Genomic DNA, 19,681 nt, shown 5'->3' with positions numbered 1-19,681 from the left:
GGCAGCAACGAGGAAAAACTCATGAACGTGAACCAGCTGATCGACATGGTCATCCGCACGGTGATACGCCGGGCGGTGAATGGCGGCGTCAATGCGGGCTTTGACGCGGTGTCGAACATGGGGCGCAAGTCGCGCAAGGCACCGCCGCCAGAGCAGCATGAACCCGACCCCGAACGCGAACGGATCCGCGAAATGCGTCAGGCGCGCCGCGCGGCGCGAAACGAACAAGAGCTGTAAAGACAGTGGGTTACGCGGGGGTCTTGAAGTGCTTTGACAGTTTCAGGCCCTGACCCTGGTAATTCGACGCGATGCCTGCGCCGTAGAGCTGCGTGGGCTGTTCGGCCATCTTTTCATAGACCAGACGCCCGACGATCTGCCCGTGTTCCAGCACAAAGGGCGCCTCGTGGCAGCGCACCTCGAGCACCCCGCGCGAGCCGGCGCCACCGGCCTGCGCATGGCCGAAACCGGGGTCGAAGAACCCCGCGTAATGCACCCGGAACTCGCCCACCATCGCCAGATAGGGGGCCATTTCGGCGGCATAAAGCGGCGGGATATGCACCGCCTCGCGGCTCACGAGGATGTAAAACGCACCGGGATCGAGGATGATGCGGCCATCGCGGCTGCGCACTTCCTCCCAGTATTCCGCCGGATCATAGGCGCCGATCCGGTCCAGGTCGATCACGCCGGTATGCGGCTTGGCGCGATAACCTACCAGATCACTGCCGGGCAGGCGCAGATCGACCGAAAAGCCCAACCCATCCTGAATCACCGCCGGGCCATCGACCAATGGCATCTCGGCGTGCAGCGCGCGCAGGGCGGTATCGTCCAGCACCGCCTGGCCGCGCCGGAACCGGATCTGGTTCAACCGCATGCCGGGCCGCACCAGCACGGAAAACGAGCGGGGGCAGATCTCGGCGTAAAGCGGTCCGGTATAGCCTGCGGGAATGCGATCGAACTCGGTACCGCCATCGGTGATGGTGCGGGTCAACAGGTCCAACCGCCCGGTCGAGCTCTTGGCATTTGCGACGGCGTTGATCTGAGCGGGCAGGGCCAGCGATTCCATCAGCGGCACCAGATAGACGCAGCCCTTTTCCAGAACAGCGCCCTGGCTGATGTCGATCCGGTGCATTTCGAATTCGGCCAGACGGTCGGCAACGCTGTGGCCAGCCCCCGCCAGAAACGAGGCGCGCACGCGATAAGCCACGGTGCCCAGACGCAAATCCAGGCTGGCGGGCTGGATCTGTTCAGGCAGAACCGGCGGTTCGGCACGGATCTCTCCGCCTGCGATCATTGCCTCGATCTGCTGGTTCGGGCACACGCCGGTCATCCCGTTCCCTCCGCGGTCCAGAGGCCCTGGTCTGCCAATTTTTTGTTACGTCGGTGTGATTTGGTCGGGCTAGCAGGACTCGAACCTGCGACCTTCCGTCCCCCAGACGGACGCGCTACCAGGCTGCGCCATAGCCCGACGTTGTGGTGTACATACCGGTTTTCCCGGCAGGGGCAAGAGGAAAACATACCCTTTTTTCTTATCCCGCCTGACGATCCAGCCAGGCCTGCAATTCGGCGGCAAGCGGGCGGATCCCCGATTGCGCCGCCACCGGCAGCACATGGATATCGGCCAGCGCGCTCAGCGGGCCGGGCTCCGCCTCGATGACATCATCGGCGGGGATATCGGCCACCTCGATGGCAAGCGGGCGGGGCGCTTGCACCTCCTCCTCCTCGGCCATGTCGGCTTGGGCGGGTTCGGGTGTCTCGGCGGTCTCTTGCCGGGGTGCGCTCAGAATTTCGACATCGCCTTCTGAATCGTCGTCATCCTCGTCCGCAAGCGCTGGGGCCGAATCGGAGACGATCTTTTGCAGAACTTCGGTCGGCACAGGCTCGCCCAGGTCCATGTCGAACTGCAATGCCTCGTCGATATCGGCGGGCTGGGCCTTGAACCGGACCACGTTGCCGCCGCTTTCCGGGGCAGGGGTGGCCGAATCCTCCAGATCCTGCGACTGCTCGGCGACATGGGCCACGCCCTGTTCGCGCAACAGTTTCTGCACGCCCTTGATGGTCATGCCATCGTCATGCAGCAACTTCTTGATGCCGCCCAGCAACTGCATGTCCGCGGGCCGGTAATAGCGGCGCCCGCCGGCACGCTTGACCGGTTTGACCTGGTTGAACTTGCTTTCCCAGAACCGCAGAACATGGGCCTGCACCCCCAGCCATTCCGCGACTTCCGAGATGGTGCGAAAGGCATCGGGTGATTTGCTCATGAGATCGGACCCCTTGCTTTACTTGCGGTTTCCGGCGGCAACCCGCTCCTTCATCAGGTGCGAGGGACGAAAGGTCAGGACCCGGCGCGGCTGAATCGGGACTTCCTCGCCGGTCTTGGGATTGCGCCCGACCCGGGCGGATTTGTCCCGTACGCTGAAAGTGCCAAAGGACGAGATTTTGACCTGTTCGCCGCGCACCAGCGCGTCGGACATGTGGTTCAACATGCTTTCCACCAGCTGCGCGCTTTCATTGCGCGACAGGCCCACTTCGCGGAAAACCGCCTCGCTCAAATCCATCCGTGTGAGAGTTTTGTCACTCATGCCGACCCCCTGTTGCTGACAAAGCATAGGGGGTCAGGAAATTCCCTGTCAATATCAATGAATTGCAGAGGGAAAGATAGGCCGCTACCAGCGCAGAACCACCGCACCCCAGGCCAGACCTCCGCCGATGGCCTCGGTCACGACCAGATCGCCGGTCTTGATCTGACCGCGCGCCTTGCCCACCGACAGCGCCAGCGGGATCGAGGCGGCCGAGGTGTTGCCGTGGTCCTGCACGGTCACCACCACCTTGTCCATCGGCAGGCCCATCTTCTTGGCGGTGCCCTGGATGATGCGGATATTGGCCTGATGCGGCACGATCCAGTCCACATCGGCGCTGCTCAGCCCGGCCTTGTCCAGCGCGGTCTCGGCGGTCTGGGCCAGCTTCTCGACCGCGTGGCGGAACACCTGGTTGCCTTGCATGCGCAGATGGCCGGTGGTCTGGGTCGACACGCCCCCGTCGACATACAGAAGGTCCTTGTAGCGGCCGTCGGAATTCAGGTCGACCGACAGGATGCCCCGGTCTTGCGGGGTGCCCTCACCCTCTTCATATTCCAGCACCAGCGCGCCGGCGCCGTCGCCGAACAGCACACAGGTCGAACGGTCGGTCCAGTCCATGATGCGGCTGAAGGTTTCGGCACCGATCACCAGGACCCGCTTGGCCTGACCGGACACGATCAGCGCGTTGGCATTGCTCAGCGCATAGACGAAACCGGCGCAAACCGCTTGCACATCAAAGGCATAGCCGTTGGTCATGCCCAGGCGCGCCTGCACCATCGTGGCCGCCGAGGGAAAGGTCAGGTCGGCGGTCGACGTGGCCAGAACGATGGCGTCGATCTGCTCGGCGCTGATCCCCGCGTCGGCCAGCGCGGCCTCGGCGGCGCGGGTGGCCAGATCCGAGGTGGTCTCGCCCTCGGCGGCGAAATGGCGCCGTTCGATGCCCGACCGGCTGCGGATCCATTCGTCGGTGGTATCCAGGGTTTTCTCGAATGCCGCGTTGGGAACGACCCGTTCGGGAAGATAGTGCCCGACACCTTTGACAACTGCGCGGCCTGCCATGGAATTTACCTGCTTTCTTGTTTTTCTGCCTGAGCCCCGGTGGGGGCCGCTTCATCTTGGGTAAGGGCGGCGGCGGATGCAACCCGGGCGGCCAGCCGCTCGGCAAAACCTGATTGGGCGAGAGTGAACGCGAGCTTGACAGCCGCCGAGATGCCCGTGTCATCGGCGCTGCCATGCGATTTGATCACGGTGCCGTTCAGCCCCAGGAACACGCCGCCATTGACCCGGCGCGGGTCGATCCGCTTGCTCAGCCGCCGCAACGAGGTAACCGCCAGCAGCGAGGCCAGCCGCGAGAGCGGCGAGTATTTGAACGCCTCGCGCAGCAGCGAGCCGATCATGCGGGCGGTGCCTTCGCCGGTCTTGATCGCCACATTGCCGGTAAAACCGTCGGTGACGATCACATCGCAGCGCTTGCCGGGTATGTCGCTGCCTTCGACGAATCCTACGAATTCGTAATTGGCGCGTTCGGCATACTCGGCGATCAGCGCCTGCGCCTCTTTCAGCTCTGCTTTGCCCTTGTGTTCCTCGGTGCCGACATTCAGCAGGCCGACACGGGGGCGGAGGAGGTTCATGCCGTTACGGGCATAAGAGGCGCCCATCAGCGCGTATTGCAGCAGGTCGCGGGCATCGGCGCGGATATCGGCGCCGGCGTCCAGCAGCACGTTGAAGCCCTGCGGATTGCCCGAGGGGAACAGAATCGCAATGGCCGGGCGGGTCACCCCCGGCAGGCGCCGCAGCCGCAGCATGCTGAGCGCCATCAGCGCCCCGGTATTGCCGCAACTGACCGCGCCGGCGGCTTCGCCGTTGCGTACCGATTCCAGCGTCGACCACATCGACGTGTTCTTGCCGTTGCGCACGACCTGGCTGGGCTTGTCCTCCATCGTGACCACATCGGGGCAATCACGAAAAACGACGCGTCCGTCCAGAACGCGCCGCTTGGCGACCAGCTTCTTCAGCGTGTCTTCGGGGCCGTGCAGAATGAACCCCACCTGGGGATTCTTCTTTGCCGATTTCGCAATGCCTGCCACCACGACCGAGGGACCCGCGTCCCCGCCCATGGCGTCAACCGAGATGATGATCTGTCCGGACGCACTGCCGGTCTGATCGGGCTGAGCCGTCATGCCGTGGCCTGCTCCAGATCGGGCTTAGGCCGCGTCTTCGTCCAGCTCGATCTCGTCGGCCTGGGCAACAACCTCGCGGTCATCGTAATGGCCGCAGGCGGCGCAGACGTGGTGCGGGCGCTTCAGTTCGCCGCAATTGCCGCATTCGTTCGGGTTGGCAGCAACCAGGGCGTCATGCGCACGGCGCATGTTGCGACGCGATTTGGATACTTTGTTCTGTTGGACAGCCATTGTCTCAACCTTTGTCTTAACTAAGGGCCGCAGGCAGCGCCGCAGGCCGGTTTCATTCTTCGTTTCCCAGAAGGCGTGACGAGCGTTTAGGCCGCAGCCCCCGCCTTGTCCAACCCTAAATCCGATTGAGCGCGCGAAAATACTGCGATTCTCGCCACGTTCAAGGGGTTTTTCTGACCGCTCCCTATGGCAGGTTTCAACGCCCTTGTCATGAGTCTTTTTTGAGGGTTTCGCGTAGTGCCGCAAGCCCGGCAAAGGGGCGGGTTTCCTCGTCCGTCATCGCCTGTTTGCCCGGCTCGGTGAACCCCGCCTGGCCCAGTTCGACGCCCTCCTTGCGGGGATAGGCCGGCAGGTTCAGCGCCAGCGCCTCGCACATCACCGCGTTCAGGTCGATCGTGTCACGCAGCGGTTCGGCCTCGTCATCCTCGGTGGCCATTTCGGCCTCTTCTTCGTCAGGATCGGCCCAATCGGCAAGAAACAGCCGGGTCAGAGGGGTGTCGATGCGGGTGGTGACCGGGTCCAGCGTCACCACGCAGGGCTGGATCACGGTGGCGCCCAAATCGGCCTCAAGCCGCCAGTCGCGCTTGCCCTCGGCCCTTAGCGTGCCGCTGAAGCGCAGCTTGCGCAGCCCGTCCAGGCCCAGCTGTTGTGCGATCTCGGCCAGCTGCGCGGGGGCAGGGCGCAGATCGAAAGAGGTAACGCTGTTTTGTGGCAGATCGGCGACCCGCAACACGGTTTCGTCTGACATAGAAGAGCTTTCGTCTGTTGAACCGGAGCAAAGGTTTCTGTAATCGGGATAAAAGGCGCGCGAGGCCAAGGCAAGGGGGCAGGAATGTCAAAGACCGCAGGGCTGCTGAAACCGGTGTTCCGTATTGTGGCAATCGGCCTCACTGCCGGTGTGCTCACTGCCTGTACCGCCATCTACCGCAATCACGGCTATGTGCCCACCGCCGAGGAGCTGGCCGCGATCCAGGTCGGCGTCGATACCCGCGACAGCGTTGTCGAGGCGGTTGGCACGCCCAGTTCTTCGGGTCTGCTGAACGAAAGCGGCTATTACTATGTGGCCAGCCGCATGCGCCACTATGGCGCCCGCGCGCCGCAGGTTGTCTCGCGCGAGCTGGTGGCGATCAGCTTCGATCAGCGCGGCGTGGTCCGCAATATCGAGCGCTACGGGCTGGAAGACGGGCGGGTCATCCCGCTGGAACGGCGCGTGACCAGCTCCAGCGTCGAGGACAAGACCTTTATCCGCCAGCTGCTGGGCAACCTGGGCAGTTTCAACCCCGCCAATGTGATCAACTGATCGGCAAGACCTGTCACCCCGGCGTCACGTCTTGTGTGCTAGGGGTCGGCCCACTAGGTTTGACCTGTTCAGTGGAGGGCCGCGTGATGCCGGATGCCATACTGTTGAGCAAGGGCCGCTATCGCGCGCGACTGGCGCGGGGCCCCGAGGATGTTGCCGCTGCGCAGGCGCTGCGCACATTGGCCTTTCGCACGACAACACCTGACCGGGACCATTTCGACGCGCTTTGCGATCATGTGCTGGTCGAGGACATGCGTCAGGGCGACATGCTGGTCTGCTGTTTCCGGATGCTGACGATGGAGGGCGGCGCCGAGATCGGGCGCAGCTATTCGGCGCAATTCTACGAACTGACGGGGTTGCAGAGTTTCGAGGGGCGCATGGTCGAGATGGGCCGTTTCTGCATCCATCCCGATCATCACGACGCCGATATCCTGCGGGTGGCCTGGGGCGCGATGACCACATTTGTCGACCGAACCGGGGTGCAGATGCTGTTTGGCTGCTCCTCTTTCGCGGGCACCGAGACGGCCGACTATCTCGACGCCTTTGCAATGCTGAAACACCGCCACCTGGCGCCCAAGCGCTGGCTGCCCCGGGTCAAGGCGCCCGATGTGTTCCGATTCGCCGCCCGCCTGCGGCGCAAGCCCGACGCCAAAAAGGCGATGCTGCGGATGCCGCCGCTGCTCAGGACCTATCTGCTGATGGGCGGCTGGGTCAGCGATCACGCGGTGGTTGACCGGCAGATGAACACGCTGCACGTGTTTACCGGGCTTGAGATCGGCGCCATCCCGCCCGCGCGCAAGCGGCTGTTGCGGGCGGTGGCTGGCTAGAGGACGCACAAGGGGCGTTGACGCCATGCGGGGCGCGGTTTAGCTGGCGGGCATGGCACGTATTCCTCTGTTGCAGATGACCGGTATCTCGCTGACTTTCGGCGGCGAACCGGTGTTTTCCGATCTCGACCTGGTGGTTCAACCGGGTGACCGCGTGGCGCTGGTCGGGCGCAACGGGTCGGGCAAATCCACCCTGATGAAGGTGATGGCCGGGCTGGTCGAAGCGGACGCGGGCGAGATCGTGATCCCGCCCGGCAAGTCGGTCGGCTATATGGAGCAGGACCCGACCATGTCCGGGTTCGCCACGCTGGGCGATTATGCCGCGAGCGCGCTGGAGCCGGGCGAGCTTTACAAGGTCGAGCGCGCCGGTGAGGGGCTGAAATTCGACCCCGCCCGCGCGATCGAAACCGCCTCGGGCGGCGAACGGCGCCGCGCCGCGCTGGCCAAGCTGATGGCCGAGGCGCCCGAGCTGATGTTGCTGGACGAACCGACCAACCATCTGGATATCGAGGCGATCGGCTGGCTCGAACGCGAGCTGTCGGCCACCCGCGCCGCCTTTGTGCTGATCTCGCACGACCGTGCGTTCCTGCGTGCACTGACACGTGCAACCCTATGGATCGACAGGGGAATGGTGCGTCGGCAAGAGCGTGGATTCGAGGATTTCGAAGCCTGGCGCGACAAGATCTGGGAGGATGAGGACACCGCCCGACACAAGCTGAACCGGCTGATCAAATCCGAAAGCCGCTGGGCGGTCGAAGGCATCAGCGCCCGGCGCAAGCGCAACCAGGGCCGGGTGCGCGCGTTGCAGGCGCTGCGGGCCGAACGCGCCGCGCAGATCAAGCGTCAGGGCACGGCGGCGATGTCGCTGGATGCGGGTCCGAAATCGGGCCGCAAGGTGATCGAGGCGAAGGGATTGACCAAGGCGTTTGATGGCAAGCCGATCCTGCGCGGGCTGGACCTGACCGTGTTGCGCGGCGACCGGGTCGCCTTTGTCGGGCCCAATGGGGTGGGCAAGACCACCGTGCTCAAGATGCTGCTGGGGCAGGTAGACCCTGATACCGGCACCGTGCGGTTGGGCACCAATCTGGAAGTCGCGGTGTTTGACCAGACCCGCGCCCAGCTCGACCCCGAGATGAGCCTTTGGGACAGTCTGACGAGCGACCCCGAGATGCGCGTATCGGGCAAGGCCGATCAGGTCATGGTGCGCGGCCAGCCCAAACATGTGGTGGCCTATCTCAAGGATTTCCTGTTCGACGAACGTCAGGCGCGGGCGGCGGTGAAGTCGCTCTCGGGGGGCGAGAAGGCGCGGCTGTTGCTGGCGCGTCTGATGGCGAAACCCTCGAACGTGCTGGTGCTGGACGAACCGACCAACGATCTGGATGTGGAAACGCTCGACCTGCTGCAGGAGATTCTGGACGATTACGACGGCACCGTGCTGCTGGTCAGCCACGACCGTGATTTCCTGGACCGTGTTGCCACGACGACAGTTGCGATGGAAGGCGACGGCCGCGCCGTGGTCTATGCTGGCGGCTGGTCGGACTATCGCGCCCAGCGGGGCGAAGATGCGCCGAAGGAAGACGTGAAATCAAAGCCTTCTGCGCCAAAGATAAAGCAAGAGATGAAGGTGAAATCGGGCCTGACCTTCTCGGAAAAGCACCGGCTCGAGGCCTTGCCGGCTGAGATCGCCCGACTTGAGGCCGAGATCGCCAAGCTGCAAGAGCTGATGGCCGACCCCGAGCTTTACACCCGCGAGCCGGTCAAGTTCCAGAAAGCGACCGAGGCGCTGGTGCAGCGGCAAGAGAAACTCTCTGCCCTCGAAGAGGAATGGCTGGCGCTGGAAGAAAAGGCCGAGGCCGGGTAACCCCGGCCACAGGCCAAAGGCTCAGCGCATCCGCAGGGCGCCGTCCAGCCGGATCACCTCGCCGTTGAGATAGCCCATTTCGACGATGAACCCGGCGAGACGGCCATATTCGCGCGGGTCTCCCAGGCGGGCGGGGTTGGGCACATCGGCGGCCAGACCGGCGCGCACCTCGTCAGGCAGGCCCATCAGCATCGGCGTCAGGAAGATACCCGGGGCGATGGTCATCACCCGGATCCCGGTCGAGGCCAGATCGCGCGCCATCGGCAGGGTCATGCCCACAACGCCACCCTTGGAGGCGGAATAGGCCACCTGACCCTTTTGCCCGTCAAAGGCCGCAATCGAGGCGGTGTTGATGATCACCCCGCGCGCGCCATCCGGCTCGGGTTCGTTCCTGGCCATCTCGACAGCGGCCAGGCGGGCGACGTTGAAGCTGCCGACCAGGTTGATGTCGATGGTGCGCTGAAAGGCGTCGAGCGGATGCGCGCCCTCCTTGCCCACCGTCTTGATCCCATAGGCGATCCCGGCGCAGTTCACCGCGGCGGTGATCTTGCCCATCTTCTCCATGGCGTGAGCGATGGCTGCGGCGACCGAGTCTTCGCTGGTCACGTCGGTCTGGGCGAAATGCCCGCCGATCTCGTCGGCGACCGTCTCACCGCGCGCGCTGTCGCGGTCCAGAATGGTGACCTGGGCGCCCTTCTCGGCGAAATAGCGGGCGGTCGCCTCGCCCAGGCCGGAAGCACCGCCGGTGATCACGGCTGCGGTTGTGTCGAGTTGCATGGGCCTCTCCCTGATATGAACACCTGTTCAATAATCCGGGGCGGGGGTGTCTGTCCAGCTTTGAAACATGCGCGCGTGGTCGAGCCGGGCCAGCGGACGCAGCGTTTTACCCAGGGGCGGCCACCAGGCCCAGGTGCCGCCAAGGGGGCGGGCGCGGGCACCGGTGCCAAGTTTGAACCGTGCCAGGCCGGGGGTTGTCTCGGTGTCGACCGGGCCCAGGTCGAGGTGGCGAACCCCCTTGGCGGCAAGCCAGGTCATCGCCCGCCACAACAGCAGGTTATGGGCACTGAGCGCGCGTCCCGCCGGGGTGCTGTGGCCGATGTGATAGCTGGCGCCAGAGCCATGGCGCAGCACAACCAGCGCCGCCACCGGCGTCTTGCCCTGACGGGCGGTAAACAGTTTGGCCGCACCGGGATTGGCCCTGCCATAGGCGAGAGTCACTTCGGTCGGCCAGGTGCGATAGCCGCGCGCGCGCTGTTGCGCGGCCTCGGCCCGAAACAGCCAGTGGTCGGGGGTCTGGGGCAGGGTTTGGCGAGTCACGATCAGCTCCTGACCTTCGCCATGGCGCAGGCGGTTGCGCCATTTCTGGTGCAGCCCCGCGCGCAGGTCGCCGGTCAGGTCCAGCTCGGCCACATGGGCAGGCGTGACCAGCGGCACCGCGCCAAGGCGGGCAAGCTCAGCGCTGGGCGCGTCCGGGTTCAGCAGGATCGCGCGCCGGTGCAGGCGCGCGCGCGCCAGCAAGGCGGGCAGGGTGTCGGGAACCAGCCGTGCCCGGCTGGCCAACAGCAACGGCACCCCGGCGATAGGCCGGCAGAGCAGCAGCGTCCCATCCTCAAGCCGCAGCGCCCGCCGACCGCAGAGCGACAGTGCTGCGGCAAACTCGGCGCTTTGCTGAAGCGGAACGGTATCTGGCAGAGCGGCATCGAACATATGCCCATTAACGGGCTGGAAACCTAAAGCCCGGTTAACTGGAGGTATGAAACAGGTCTATCGCCAGATACTCCCCGGTGCCCGGATCACGCGGGCCGCGGCCTTTCTTGTGGCCTGCCTGCTGTCGCTGCTGCTGGTTGGGCTGCCGTGGCTGGTTCTGCTGCTCTGAACCCTGCCCCTGGGCGGGGGCGCTGCCCCCGTCGCCTGTCGGCGCCTCCCACCGGAGTGTTTCCGGCGGAATGAAGGGGCGGGCGCAGGTGGTGTGGTTCAGCCCAGCTGCACCAATGCGTGGCGTTTCTTGCCGGCGCTGAGCTTGATCGGAGCGGCCAGATCGCCCGCTTCGATCATCATCCCGGCATCGGTCAGCGGCGCGTCGTTCAGGCGCGCGCCATCCTCGGCGATGAGGCGTTTGGCCTCCTTGCCGGATTTGGCCAGGCCCGTCTTGACGATCAGCTGCACGATTGATGCGGGCAGGTCGGCCGCGCCGAGGGTGAGCGTGGGCAGGTCGTCGCCGATACCGCCCTTTTCGAACACCTCGCGGGCAGTGGCCTCGGCCGTCGCTGCCGCCTCGGCCCCGTGACACAACGCGGTCACCTCGTTGGCGAGAATCACCTTGGCGGCGTTGATCTCGGAGCCTGCCAGCGCGCCCAGACGGTCGCATTCGCCCACCGGAAGCTCGGTATAGAGTTTCAGGAAGCGGCCAACATCGGCATCGGTGGTGTTGCGCCAGAACTGCCAGAACTCGTAGGGCGAGCGCATATCGGGGTTGAGCCAGACGGCGCCGTCCTGGCTCTTGCCCATCTTCTTGCCGTCAGACGTGGTCAGCAAGGGCGAGGTGAGGCCATAGACCTCGTGGTCGATCACCCGGCGGGTCAGGTCGATGCCGTTGACGATATTGCCCCACTGGTCCGAGCCGCCCATTTGCAGGATGCAGCCATAGCGACGGTTGAGCTCCATGAAATCATAGGCTTGCAGGATCATGTAGTTGAATTCGAGGAAGCTGAGCGATTGTTCGCGGTCGAGGCGGGATTTCACCGACTCGAACGACAGCATCCGGTTGACCGAGAAATGCCGCCCGATGTCGCGCAGGAAATCGAGATAGTTCAGATCGTCGAGCCATTCTTCGTTGTTGAGCATCAGCGCCGCGTTCTCGGCGCCGCTGTCATAGTCGATATAGGCGGCAAATACCTTGCGGATCCCGGCGATATTGTCGTCGATCTGTGCGGGCGTCAGCAGCGGGCGTTCATCGGCGCGGAAGGACGGATCGCCCACCTTGGTGGTGCCGCCGCCCATCAGGGTGATCGGCTTGTGCCCGGTCTTTTGCAGCCAGCGCAGCATCATGATCTGAATGAGGCTGCCCACATGCAGCGACTTGGCGGTGGCGTCAAAGCCGATATAGCCGGGCTGGCATCCCTTCATCAGCGCCTCGTCGAGGCCCTGGTAATCGGTGCAGTCGGCAAGAAAGCCGCGCTCCATCATCACCGCGATGAAATCCGATTTGGGATGGTAGGTCATGTCTTGCCTCGGGGTTGGATTGCGGGGCACTTATAGGCGGCAGTTGAACAAAGGAAAAGGCCATGAAGAGGGCCATCGGGCGAGAGGGGCCGGTGACGGCGCTGGGGGCAATGTCTGGCACGTCGCTGGACGGGGTCGATGCGGCGGTGGTCGAGACCGACGGTCTGGCGATTTTTGGGTTCGGGCCGGTGGGCTACCGCGCCTATTCGCCCGAGGAACGCGCGGTGTTGCGCGCCGGACTGGGGCGTTGGGCCGGACCCGAGGTGGAGGCGGCGGGCGATCTGGTGACGCGCGCCCATGCGCAGGCGCTGGCCGGGTTCGAGGGCGTCGATCTGGTGGGTTTTCACGGACAGACCCTGGCGCATGAGCCGCGCGGGCGCGGCACCTTGCAGGTCGGCGATGGTGCGGCTTTGGCCGCCGCCCTGCGGCGGCCGGTGGTCTGGGATTTCCGCAGCGACGATGTGCAGCTGGGCGGCGAAGGCGCGCCTTTGGCGCCGTTCTTTCACTTTGCCTGCGCCAAGTGGATCGGTGCGACCGAGCCCTTGTGTTTCCTGAACCTGGGCGGGGTGGGCAACCTGACCTATGTGGACCCGTCATTTGAGCGGCCCGAGGTGCCCGGCGCGCTTCTGGCCTTTGACACCGGGCCGGCCAATGCCCCGGTCAACGATCTGATGCAGGCGCGGCTGGGGCTGCCGATGGACGAGGGCGGCGCGGTGGCGCGGGGTGGCACGGTGGAGACCGGCGCGCTGGAGCTGTTCCTGGCCGAGCCCTATTTCTCAAGAATGCCACCCAAGTCTCTGGACCGGAACGATTTTGCCGAGATGATCGGGTTGGTGTCGGAACTCAGCGACAGCGATGCGGTGGCAACGCTGACAGGGATGTGCGCGGCTGCGGTGGCGCAAGGGATGGAGCATTGTCCGCGCCCGCCCGCCCGCGTACTGGTCACCGGCGGCGGGCGGCACAACCCGGTGCTGATGGAGATGCTGCAAGTGTCCCTGGATTGTGCCGTTGAACCGGTCGAATGCGTTGGCCTCGATGGTGACATGCTGGAGGCGCAGGCCTTCGCCTATCTGGCGGTGCGGGTCGCGCGCGGCCTGTCAACCTCGTGCCCCGGCACCACCGGCGTGGGCGCGCTGGTGGGTGGCGGCATGGTCAGCCTGCCGGACGAGGCCTGACGGGGACGTTGCCGCTGCTGAAAAAATTCGACGAATTTTTTCAGCCCTCCCGGAGTAGTTCCTGCCAGAAAGAAGCTTTTGTACCGTTTGAGGGCTGTCAGACCGGACGCGTGAGATCGGCCCAGACCGGCAGATGATCCGAGGCGATGGGGGCGGGACGCTCGGCAAAGACGCCATGCGCCACGGCGCTCAGCTCCGGGCTGTGCGCGATCCGGTCCAGCGCACCCAGCGGCCGCGGCGCAGGAAAGCTGGGCCGGGCCGGAAGGAAGCGCAGCATCGGCGCCAGATGATCCAGCACCGGCTGGCGCGACCATTCATTGAAATCACCGGCCCAGACCGTGGGCATCGGCGGCAGCCGCTCGAGGTCATGCGCCAGATGCACGATCTGGTCCCGCCGCGATGCCGGGAGCAGGCCCAGATGCAGCCCCAGCACCCGCAGCGGCCCGATCGGGGTGTCGAACTCGACCCGCACCGCGCCGCGCGGTTCGAATCCCGGCAGGTCGTGATGGGCGCTTGCAAGCTGGGTGATGCCGGCGCCTTTCCAGATCACCGCATTGCCGTGCCAGCCCAGCGACCCGGCGCCGCCCAGGTCGACTACCTGCCAGCCGGCCTCTTCAAGCACGAAATGCGGCAGTGCGGCGGGACGGGGTGGCAGGCGCTTGTCGGCCTCTTGCAGCACCGCGATACGGGCGCCCATCGCGTCGAGTACCTGCAGGATGCGGCGCGGCTGGCGGCGCAGGTCGAGGCCCACGCATTTCTGGATATTGTAGCTGGCAAGGCGCAGCGTCTGAGAGTGCATCATCGCTCGGGTCATGGATCCTGTCCCCCCGTCATGGGGCAGTGGGCGGCGCGGTGCAAGGGTCCGTTCGCGGGATCTGCTTGACATGTGCAGGACCCGGCCTTCCTGTGGGCGGATGGAAGAGAAACGCCCCGTCGACGCGGCCGGAGCCGTCGCCCTGATTGGCATTGCCGCGCTGCTGGCCTTCAATCAGGTGGTGATCAAGGTCACTGGCGGTGGCTTTGGCCCGCTGTTCCAGGCCGGGCTGCGCTCGGCCCTGGGGCTGGTCTTTGTGCTGATCTGGATGCGCCTGTTGCGCAAACCCATCGTGTTTCCGCGCGCCGCCCTCATGGGCGCTCTGATCACCGGGCTGCTTTTTACCGTCGAGTTCATGGCGCTGTTTGCCGCGCTTGATCTGACCTCGGTCTCGCGGGTCTCGATCCTGTTCTATTCGATGCCGGTCTGGCTCGCGCTGGGCGGACATTTTCTGCTGCCTGGCGAACGGCTGTCGGGCATGCGGGTGCTGGGGCTGATGCTGGCCATGGGCGGGGTGGTGCTGGCACTGCTCGAGCGCGACGCCGCGCATGTCAGCCTGTTGGGCGACGCGCTGGCCGTGTTTGCCGCCATGTGCTGGGCGGCGATCGCGCTGGGGGTGCGCCTGACGCCGCTGGGGCGGGTGCCGGCAGAGATGCAGCTGATGAGCCAGCTGGTGATTTCGGCGCCGCTGCTGCTGGTGCTGGCGCCGCTGACGGGCGAGACGCTGCGAACGCCCGGGCTGCTGCATTGGGCCGGGCTGCTGTTTCAGGCGGTTGGCGTGGTGGGCCTGGGCTTCCTGATCTGGTTCCGGCTGCTGGCCGTTTACCGGGCCAACGGCGTTGCCTCGTTCAGCTTTCTGTCGCCGGTGCTGGCGGTGATCCTGGGCTGGCTGCTGTTGGGCGAGCAGGTGGGGCCTTTGGTCTGGCTGGCGCTGGGACTGGTGGCGGCTGGCATCGTTCTGATCAACCGGCGCTGACCTGGGCAGAAAAGGGGGCGCAGCCCCCGCCTACAAAATTCGTCGAATTTTGTAGGCCCCCCGGAGTATTTTGAACGAAGTGAAGGATCAGGTGCCGCAGAATGTGGCGGGGACGATCTCGCTTGCGCTTGGGGGGCGGGTCAGGTCGATATGATCGGGCTGATCCGCGTAGGGGCGGGCCAGCACGGTGTTGAGCCGTTCGAAGAGGGTATAGTCGCCTTCGACCGCCGCGGTGATCATCTGTTCGATCCGGTGATTGCGCGGAATGAAGGCGGGATTGGCGGCGCGTATCACCGCCTCGGGCGTGGCCTCTTGCGTCAGGCGCTGCCGCCAGTCCTCGGCCCAGCTGTCATAGGCGGTGGGGTCGGTGAACTGGTCACGCGCCCTCGGGGCGCCCAGGGCGCGGAAGGTGTTGGTGAAATCGGCCTGTTCGCGTGCCATGCGGGTGAGCAGCTCGCTCACCAGCGCCTTGTCTCCTTCACCGGGCCGGGCAATGCCGATCTTGGCGGCGAAGACCTCCAGCCAGGCGCGCTCCAGCAGTTCAGGCATGGCATGCACGATCTCTGTCGCCTCTTCGACGACGGCCTCTTTGTCCTCGGCCTGCTGGATCAGCGCGGTCGCCAGCTGTGCCAGGTTCCAGACCGCGATATCGGGCTGGTTGGAATAGGCATAGCGCCCGTAGCGGTCGATCGAGGAATAGACCGTGTCGGGGTGATAGGTATCCATGAAGGCGCAGGGACCATAGTCGATGGTCTCGCCCGCGATCGAGCTGTTGTCGGTATTCATCACCCCATGAATGAAGCCCACCCCCATCCAGCGCGCGATCAGCCGCGCCTGGGCATCACGCACCGCCGCAAGCAGGCCCATCGGCCCCTGGGCATCCGGGTAGTGGCGGGCGATGGCGTAATCCGTCAGCCGTTTCAGATGCGCGATCTCGCCGCGTGCGGCAAAGACCTGGAACGTGCCCACCCGCAGATGGCTTTGCGCCACCCGTGTCAGCACCGCGCCGGGCAGGGCGCTCTCGCGCCGCACTGTCTCGCCGGTTTCGACCGCCGCCAGCGCGCGGGTGGTCGGGATGCCAAGCGCGGCCATCGCCTCGCTCACCACATATTCGCGCAGCACCGGGCCCAGCCAGGCCCGCCCGTCGCCGCCGCGCGAATAAGGCGTGCGGCCCGCGCCTTTGAGCTGGATGTCGCGGCGGATACCGTCGCTGCCCAGCACCTCGCCCAACAGGATCGCGCGCCCGTCGCCCAGTTGCGGGTTGTAATTGCCGAACTGGTGCCCGGAATACAGCTGGGCCAGCGGCTCGGCGCCTTGCGGAACGGCGTTGCCGGCAAAGACCTGCGCCATCTCCTCGACCTCGCCGGGGGCGATGCCCAGAAGGCGGGCCAGATCGGCGTTGAAGGCAACCAGGCGTGGTGCGCGCACCGGCTGGGGGGCCTGCGCGGTATAGAAGCCGCCCGGCAGGCGGGCATAGCTGTTGTCGAAGGGGATCGCGATTGTCATGGGGCCAAGATATGCTGGACGGACCAAAAGACCAGCCCCAACCGAGGACCCCATGACCGCAGATATGCACGCCGAAGACATCATCCGCCGACTGGAGCTGGAACCGCACCCCGAGGGCGGCTGGTACCGGCAGACCTGGATCGCCGAGAATCCGGGCCGCGCCAGCGGCACCTGCATCTATTTTCTGTTGAAATCGGGCGAGCGCAGCCATTGGCACCGGGTCGATGCCACCGAGATCTGGCTCTGGCATGCCGGTGCGCCGCTGGTCCTGTCGATGAGCGAGACCGAGACCGGCCCCGCCAGCGATCACCTGCTGACGCCCGATCTGGACGCGGGCGCGCCACAGCTGATCGTGCCGCCGGGCTGGTGGCAGGCCGCGCGCAGCACCGGCGAATACACGCTGGTCAGCTGCACCGTCTCGCCCGGGTTCCGGTTCGAAGGCTTTGAACTGGCGCTGCCGGGTTTTGACATTCCGCGCGCCTGAGGGGGGCGGTGCCGCCGATTGGGCGGCACCCTGGGCGATCAGGCTGCCTTGCGCGCGGTGCTGCGGCCACGGCCGCCGCGCCGGTTGCGGCGGGCTCCGCCGCCGCCGGGCTTGCCGGCAGCGCCGCCGGGGCCCTTGCGGGCCGCCGGTTTGGCCGGATCTTCGATCGGCTGCCAGGGACGCCCCGAGGCGATCGGGATCGCGCTCTTCATCACCTTCTGGATGGCGGCCAATTCCTCCATCTCGTCAGGGGCGCAGAAGGCCACCGCGGCGCCGTCCTTGCCCGCCCGCGCGGTGCGGCCGATCCGGTGCACATAGGCATCGGGCACATTGGGCAATTCGTAGTTGTAGACATGTTTCACGTCGGGGATGTCGAGCCCGCGCGCGGCCACATCGGTGGCCACCAGCACCCGTACATCGGCCGATTTGAAGGCGGCGATGGCGCGGTCGCGCTGGCCCTGGCTTTTGTTGCCATGCACGGCGGCAGTGGCAAAACCGGCCTTTTCCAGCGTCTTGGCCAGCTTCTCGCAGCCCCATTTGGTGCGCCCGAACACGATGGCGCGCTCGTCGCGGTGGCTGTCCAGAAGCTCGATCAGCAGATCGGTCTTGGCCGCCTTGGCGATGAAATGCACCACTTGCGTGACCTTGTCGGCGGCCTTGCCCGGGGGCGAGACCTCGATCCGGCGCGGGCTGTTGAGATAGCTCTGGGCGATCTCGTTCATCAGCTTGGGCATGGTGGCCGAGAACAGCATGGTCTGGCGCTCTTTCGGCAGCACCGCCGCGATCTTGCGCAGCGAGTGGATGAAGCCGAGGTCGAGCATCTGGTCGGCCTCGTCCAGCACCAGGAAGGAACAGCTGCCCAGATCGACGGCGCGGCGTTCCATCAGGTCCATCAGGCGGCCCGGGGTGGCGACGAGGATGTCGATGCCGCGTTCCAGCCGCTTGATCTGCGGGTTGATGGACACGCCGCCCACCACGATCGCCACCTTGAGCGGGGTATCCTCGGTCAGCGCCTTCAGCGTTTCGGCGATCTGTTGCGCCAGTTCGCGGGTAGGGGCCAGCACCAGTCCGCGCACGGTGCCGCGCGCCGGTTTGCGGCCCACCCGGCTGAGCAGGGTGATCAGCGGCACGCCAAAGGCGGCGGTCTTGCCGGTGCCGGTCTGGGCCAGGCCCATCACGTCATGGCCGTTCAGCGCCTCGGGGATGGCACGGGCCTGAATCGGGGTCGGTTCGGTGATGCCCATGGCGGTCAGCCGGCTCACCAGGGCGTCATCGAGCCCCATCATGTCAAAATCGCTCACAAAAATCCTTTCGCGCCGCACCCCAAATGGCACGGCGTCACGAGCGGGTCCGCGGAGCCTCGGATCCGGCAGCCTCATGCCCCGGATCGGTCCAGCGGTTTGCCCCATGCGTGAATGTGGGAACGGTTGCGCCTGTCCTGTTGCGGCCCTTCCTTTGCGGGCCGGGCGGGTTTTCCCCGCACGTCTTATCTGGTCTGCTCACGCGGCAGAGGACAATGGCGTTAGCGCCCATGTGGAGGTTTGCGCGGCAAAAGTCAACCGCCCTGCGCCAATCGCCGCTGGCCCTGTGGCGCATCAGCATGTAAACGGGATTCCCGAATGCCGAGACAGGATGCGCCCATGTCCCAACCGATCATCGCCCGTTGCGAGGCCAAGGGCCTGCGCATGACCGGCCAGCGCCGGGTCATCGCCCGGGTTCTGGAGGAGAGCGACGATCATCCCGATGTCGAGGAGCTGTATGCGCGCGCCTCGAAGATGGATTCGGCGATCTCGATCGCCACGGTCTACCGGACGGTGAAACTGTTCGAGGAGGCGGGGATACTCGACCGGCTGGAATTCGGCGATGGGCGCGCGCGCTACGAGGATGCCGAGCGCGACCATCACGACCACCTGATCGACATGAATTCCGGCGAGGTGATCGAGTTCTGCGACCCCGAGATCGAGGCGCTGCAGGAACGGATCGCCGAGAAGCTGGGCTACCGGCTCAAGGGGCACAAGCTGGAGCTTTACGGGGTGCCGATCCGCAAGGGATAGGCACCTCGGAGACGCTGAAAGGGAGGCGCTGCCCCCGGCCTACAAAATTCGACGAATTTTGTAGGCTCCCCCGGAATGTTTCACGCGAAATCAGACGGGTGGGGCGGCGCGGATTCAGTCGGCGCGTTTTGCCCGGACCTGACGCATGGCGCCGCCGGTGCCGGTTACCCGCAGGTTCTCGCCATTGTCGAGCAGTTCCACGTCGGCCTTGGCGAGCTTGCCTGCCCAGCCATGTTTGCTTCGGGTCAGCGCGGTGGTCTCGGGGGCGTTGCTCAGCCGGTCCCAGACCAGCTCGGTGCAGCCGGCATTGACCGCGAAATCGCCATAGATACCGTGTTCGCGGAACTCAAAATTGCCCCCCGCCCAGGGGCAGGCCGCCGCAGCGGTCGCGGTTGCAAGGCACAGGGCGGCGGTTGCTAGAAGGCGCGTCATGTCACATCCAATCCATTGGGCTGCCGTCAGATACCTGTTAGCG

At 65.5% G+C, this 19,681-nt stretch carries 23 protein-coding genes and 1 tRNA gene; 9 read left to right on the top strand and 15 right to left on the bottom strand.

Features of this window, described 5'->3' with window-relative positions; translation table 11 throughout:
- The first annotated feature begins 21 nt into the window (after nt 1–21).
- Complete coding sequence (locus tag SPO_RS12685; protein WP_030003228.1) at nt 22–237, top strand: hypothetical protein; 216 nt, start codon at nt 22–24, stop codon at nt 235–237.
- A gap of 10 nt (nt 238–247) precedes the next feature.
- Here SPO_RS12685 and SPO_RS12680 read toward each other — a convergent pair whose 3' ends face one another.
- The 8 genes from SPO_RS12680 to SPO_RS12645 all read right to left on the bottom strand — a co-directional run bounded on the left by SPO_RS12680 (nt 248) and on the right by SPO_RS12645 (nt 5,735).
- Nucleotides 248–1,327 (bottom strand): 2'-deoxycytidine 5'-triphosphate deaminase, encoded by a 1,080-nt coding sequence (locus tag SPO_RS12680; protein ID WP_011048205.1) that lies wholly within the window; start codon nt 1,325–1,327, stop codon nt 248–250.
- 61 nt (nt 1,328–1,388) lie between these two features.
- Nucleotides 1,389–1,465: transfer RNA gene (locus tag SPO_RS12675), tRNA-Pro, on the bottom strand.
- Between the two features lie 61 nt (nt 1,466–1,526).
- Nucleotides 1,527–2,258, bottom strand: coding sequence for a MerR family transcriptional regulator (locus tag SPO_RS23300; protein WP_011048204.1), 732 nt, complete (start codon nt 2,256–2,258; stop codon nt 1,527–1,529).
- Between the two features lie 18 nt (nt 2,259–2,276).
- On the bottom strand, nt 2,277–2,579 hold the full coding sequence (gene ihfA / locus SPO_RS12665) for an integration host factor subunit alpha (protein WP_011048203.1): 303 nt from the start codon (nt 2,577–2,579) through the stop codon (nt 2,277–2,279).
- Nucleotides 2,580–2,663: 84 nt separating this feature from the next.
- Complete coding sequence (locus SPO_RS12660) at nt 2,664–3,635, bottom strand: beta-ketoacyl-ACP synthase III (RefSeq protein ID WP_011048202.1); 972 nt, start codon at nt 3,633–3,635, stop codon at nt 2,664–2,666.
- Between the two features lie 5 nt (nt 3,636–3,640).
- A complete protein-coding gene (gene plsX / locus SPO_RS12655; RefSeq protein ID WP_011048201.1) occupies nt 3,641–4,756 on the bottom strand; it encodes a phosphate acyltransferase PlsX in 1,116 nt (371 codons plus the stop codon).
- A 24-nt stretch (nt 4,757–4,780) separates the two neighbouring features.
- Entirely contained in the window at nt 4,781–4,987 is a 207-nt protein-coding gene (gene rpmF, locus SPO_RS12650) for a 50S ribosomal protein L32 (protein WP_011048200.1), read from the bottom strand.
- A 208-nt stretch (nt 4,988–5,195) separates the two neighbouring features.
- Complete coding sequence (locus tag SPO_RS12645) at nt 5,196–5,735, bottom strand: YceD family protein (protein ID WP_044028455.1); 540 nt, start codon at nt 5,733–5,735, stop codon at nt 5,196–5,198.
- 84 nt (nt 5,736–5,819) lie between these two features.
- Here SPO_RS12645 and SPO_RS12640 point away from each other — a divergent pair, with 84 nt between their 5' ends.
- The 3 genes from SPO_RS12640 (at nt 5,820) to SPO_RS12630 (ending at nt 8,975) form a co-directional block, all read left to right on the top strand.
- Nucleotides 5,820–6,287, top strand: coding sequence for an outer membrane protein assembly factor BamE (locus SPO_RS12640; protein ID WP_011048198.1), 468 nt, complete (start codon nt 5,820–5,822; stop codon nt 6,285–6,287).
- An 86-nt stretch (nt 6,288–6,373) separates the two neighbouring features.
- Nucleotides 6,374–7,114, top strand: a complete 741-nt coding sequence (locus SPO_RS12635) for a GNAT family N-acetyltransferase (protein ID WP_051420363.1) — start codon at nt 6,374–6,376, stop codon at nt 7,112–7,114.
- Nucleotides 7,115–7,166: 52 nt separating this feature from the next.
- On the top strand, nt 7,167–8,975 hold the full coding sequence (locus SPO_RS12630) for an ABC-F family ATP-binding cassette domain-containing protein (protein WP_011048196.1): 1,809 nt from the start codon (nt 7,167–7,169) through the stop codon (nt 8,973–8,975).
- Between the two features lie 21 nt (nt 8,976–8,996).
- Here the strand turns inward: SPO_RS12630 and SPO_RS12625 are convergent, their stop codons facing one another.
- Nucleotides 8,997–9,752, bottom strand: coding sequence for a 3-hydroxyacyl-CoA dehydrogenase (locus SPO_RS12625; RefSeq protein WP_011048195.1), 756 nt, complete (start codon nt 9,750–9,752; stop codon nt 8,997–8,999).
- Between the two features lie 27 nt (nt 9,753–9,779).
- Complete coding sequence (locus tag SPO_RS12620) at nt 9,780–10,682, bottom strand: GNAT family N-acetyltransferase (RefSeq protein WP_011048194.1); 903 nt, start codon at nt 10,680–10,682, stop codon at nt 9,780–9,782.
- A gap of 46 nt (nt 10,683–10,728) precedes the next feature.
- Here SPO_RS12620 and SPO_RS23435 point away from each other — a divergent pair, with 46 nt between their 5' ends.
- Entirely contained in the window at nt 10,729–10,851 is a 123-nt protein-coding gene (locus SPO_RS23435; protein ID WP_011048193.1) for a hypothetical protein, read from the top strand.
- A 98-nt stretch (nt 10,852–10,949) separates the two neighbouring features.
- Here the strand turns inward: SPO_RS23435 and tyrS are convergent, their stop codons facing one another.
- Nucleotides 10,950–12,197 (bottom strand): tyrosine--tRNA ligase, encoded by a 1,248-nt coding sequence (gene tyrS / locus SPO_RS12615; protein WP_011048192.1) that lies wholly within the window; start codon nt 12,195–12,197, stop codon nt 10,950–10,952.
- 62 nt (nt 12,198–12,259) lie between these two features.
- On the opposite strand from tyrS, the gene SPO_RS12610 reads away from it, so the two are divergent.
- Nucleotides 12,260–13,372, top strand: coding sequence for an anhydro-N-acetylmuramic acid kinase (locus tag SPO_RS12610; RefSeq protein ID WP_044028451.1), 1,113 nt, complete (start codon nt 12,260–12,262; stop codon nt 13,370–13,372).
- Between the two features lie 97 nt (nt 13,373–13,469).
- On the opposite strand, the gene SPO_RS12605 is transcribed toward SPO_RS12610, so the two are convergent.
- Complete coding sequence (locus SPO_RS12605; RefSeq protein ID WP_051420362.1) at nt 13,470–14,186, bottom strand: endonuclease/exonuclease/phosphatase family protein; 717 nt, start codon at nt 14,184–14,186, stop codon at nt 13,470–13,472.
- A gap of 100 nt (nt 14,187–14,286) precedes the next feature.
- On the opposite strand from SPO_RS12605, the gene SPO_RS12600 reads away from it, so the two are divergent.
- A complete protein-coding gene (locus tag SPO_RS12600) occupies nt 14,287–15,162 on the top strand; it encodes a DMT family transporter (protein ID WP_044028447.1) in 876 nt (291 codons plus the stop codon).
- Between the two features lie 87 nt (nt 15,163–15,249).
- On the opposite strand, the gene SPO_RS12595 is transcribed toward SPO_RS12600, so the two are convergent.
- Entirely contained in the window at nt 15,250–16,668 is a 1,419-nt protein-coding gene (locus SPO_RS12595; protein ID WP_044028445.1) for a protein adenylyltransferase SelO, read from the bottom strand.
- A gap of 64 nt (nt 16,669–16,732) precedes the next feature.
- On the opposite strand from SPO_RS12595, the gene SPO_RS12590 reads away from it, so the two are divergent.
- A complete protein-coding gene (locus tag SPO_RS12590) occupies nt 16,733–17,152 on the top strand; it encodes a cupin domain-containing protein (RefSeq protein ID WP_044028442.1) in 420 nt (139 codons plus the stop codon).
- Between the two features lie 38 nt (nt 17,153–17,190).
- On the opposite strand, the gene SPO_RS12585 is transcribed toward SPO_RS12590, so the two are convergent.
- Nucleotides 17,191–18,453, bottom strand: coding sequence for a DEAD/DEAH box helicase (locus SPO_RS12585; RefSeq protein WP_030003227.1), 1,263 nt, complete (start codon nt 18,451–18,453; stop codon nt 17,191–17,193).
- A 339-nt stretch (nt 18,454–18,792) separates the two neighbouring features.
- Here SPO_RS12585 and SPO_RS12580 point away from each other — a divergent pair, with 339 nt between their 5' ends.
- Nucleotides 18,793–19,206, top strand: a complete 414-nt coding sequence (locus tag SPO_RS12580; RefSeq protein ID WP_011048186.1) for a Fur family transcriptional regulator — start codon at nt 18,793–18,795, stop codon at nt 19,204–19,206.
- A 114-nt stretch (nt 19,207–19,320) separates the two neighbouring features.
- Here the strand turns inward: SPO_RS12580 and SPO_RS12575 are convergent, their stop codons facing one another.
- Nucleotides 19,321–19,638, bottom strand: coding sequence for a hypothetical protein (locus SPO_RS12575; RefSeq protein ID WP_011048185.1), 318 nt, complete (start codon nt 19,636–19,638; stop codon nt 19,321–19,323).
- Nucleotides 19,639–19,681 lie beyond the last annotated feature (43 nt).

Source organism: Ruegeria pomeroyi DSS-3, from assembly GCF_000011965.2.
GTDB lineage: Bacteria > Pseudomonadota > Alphaproteobacteria > Rhodobacterales > Rhodobacteraceae > Ruegeria_B > Ruegeria_B pomeroyi.
This window is presented reverse-complemented; position numbering and strand designations above follow the sequence as displayed.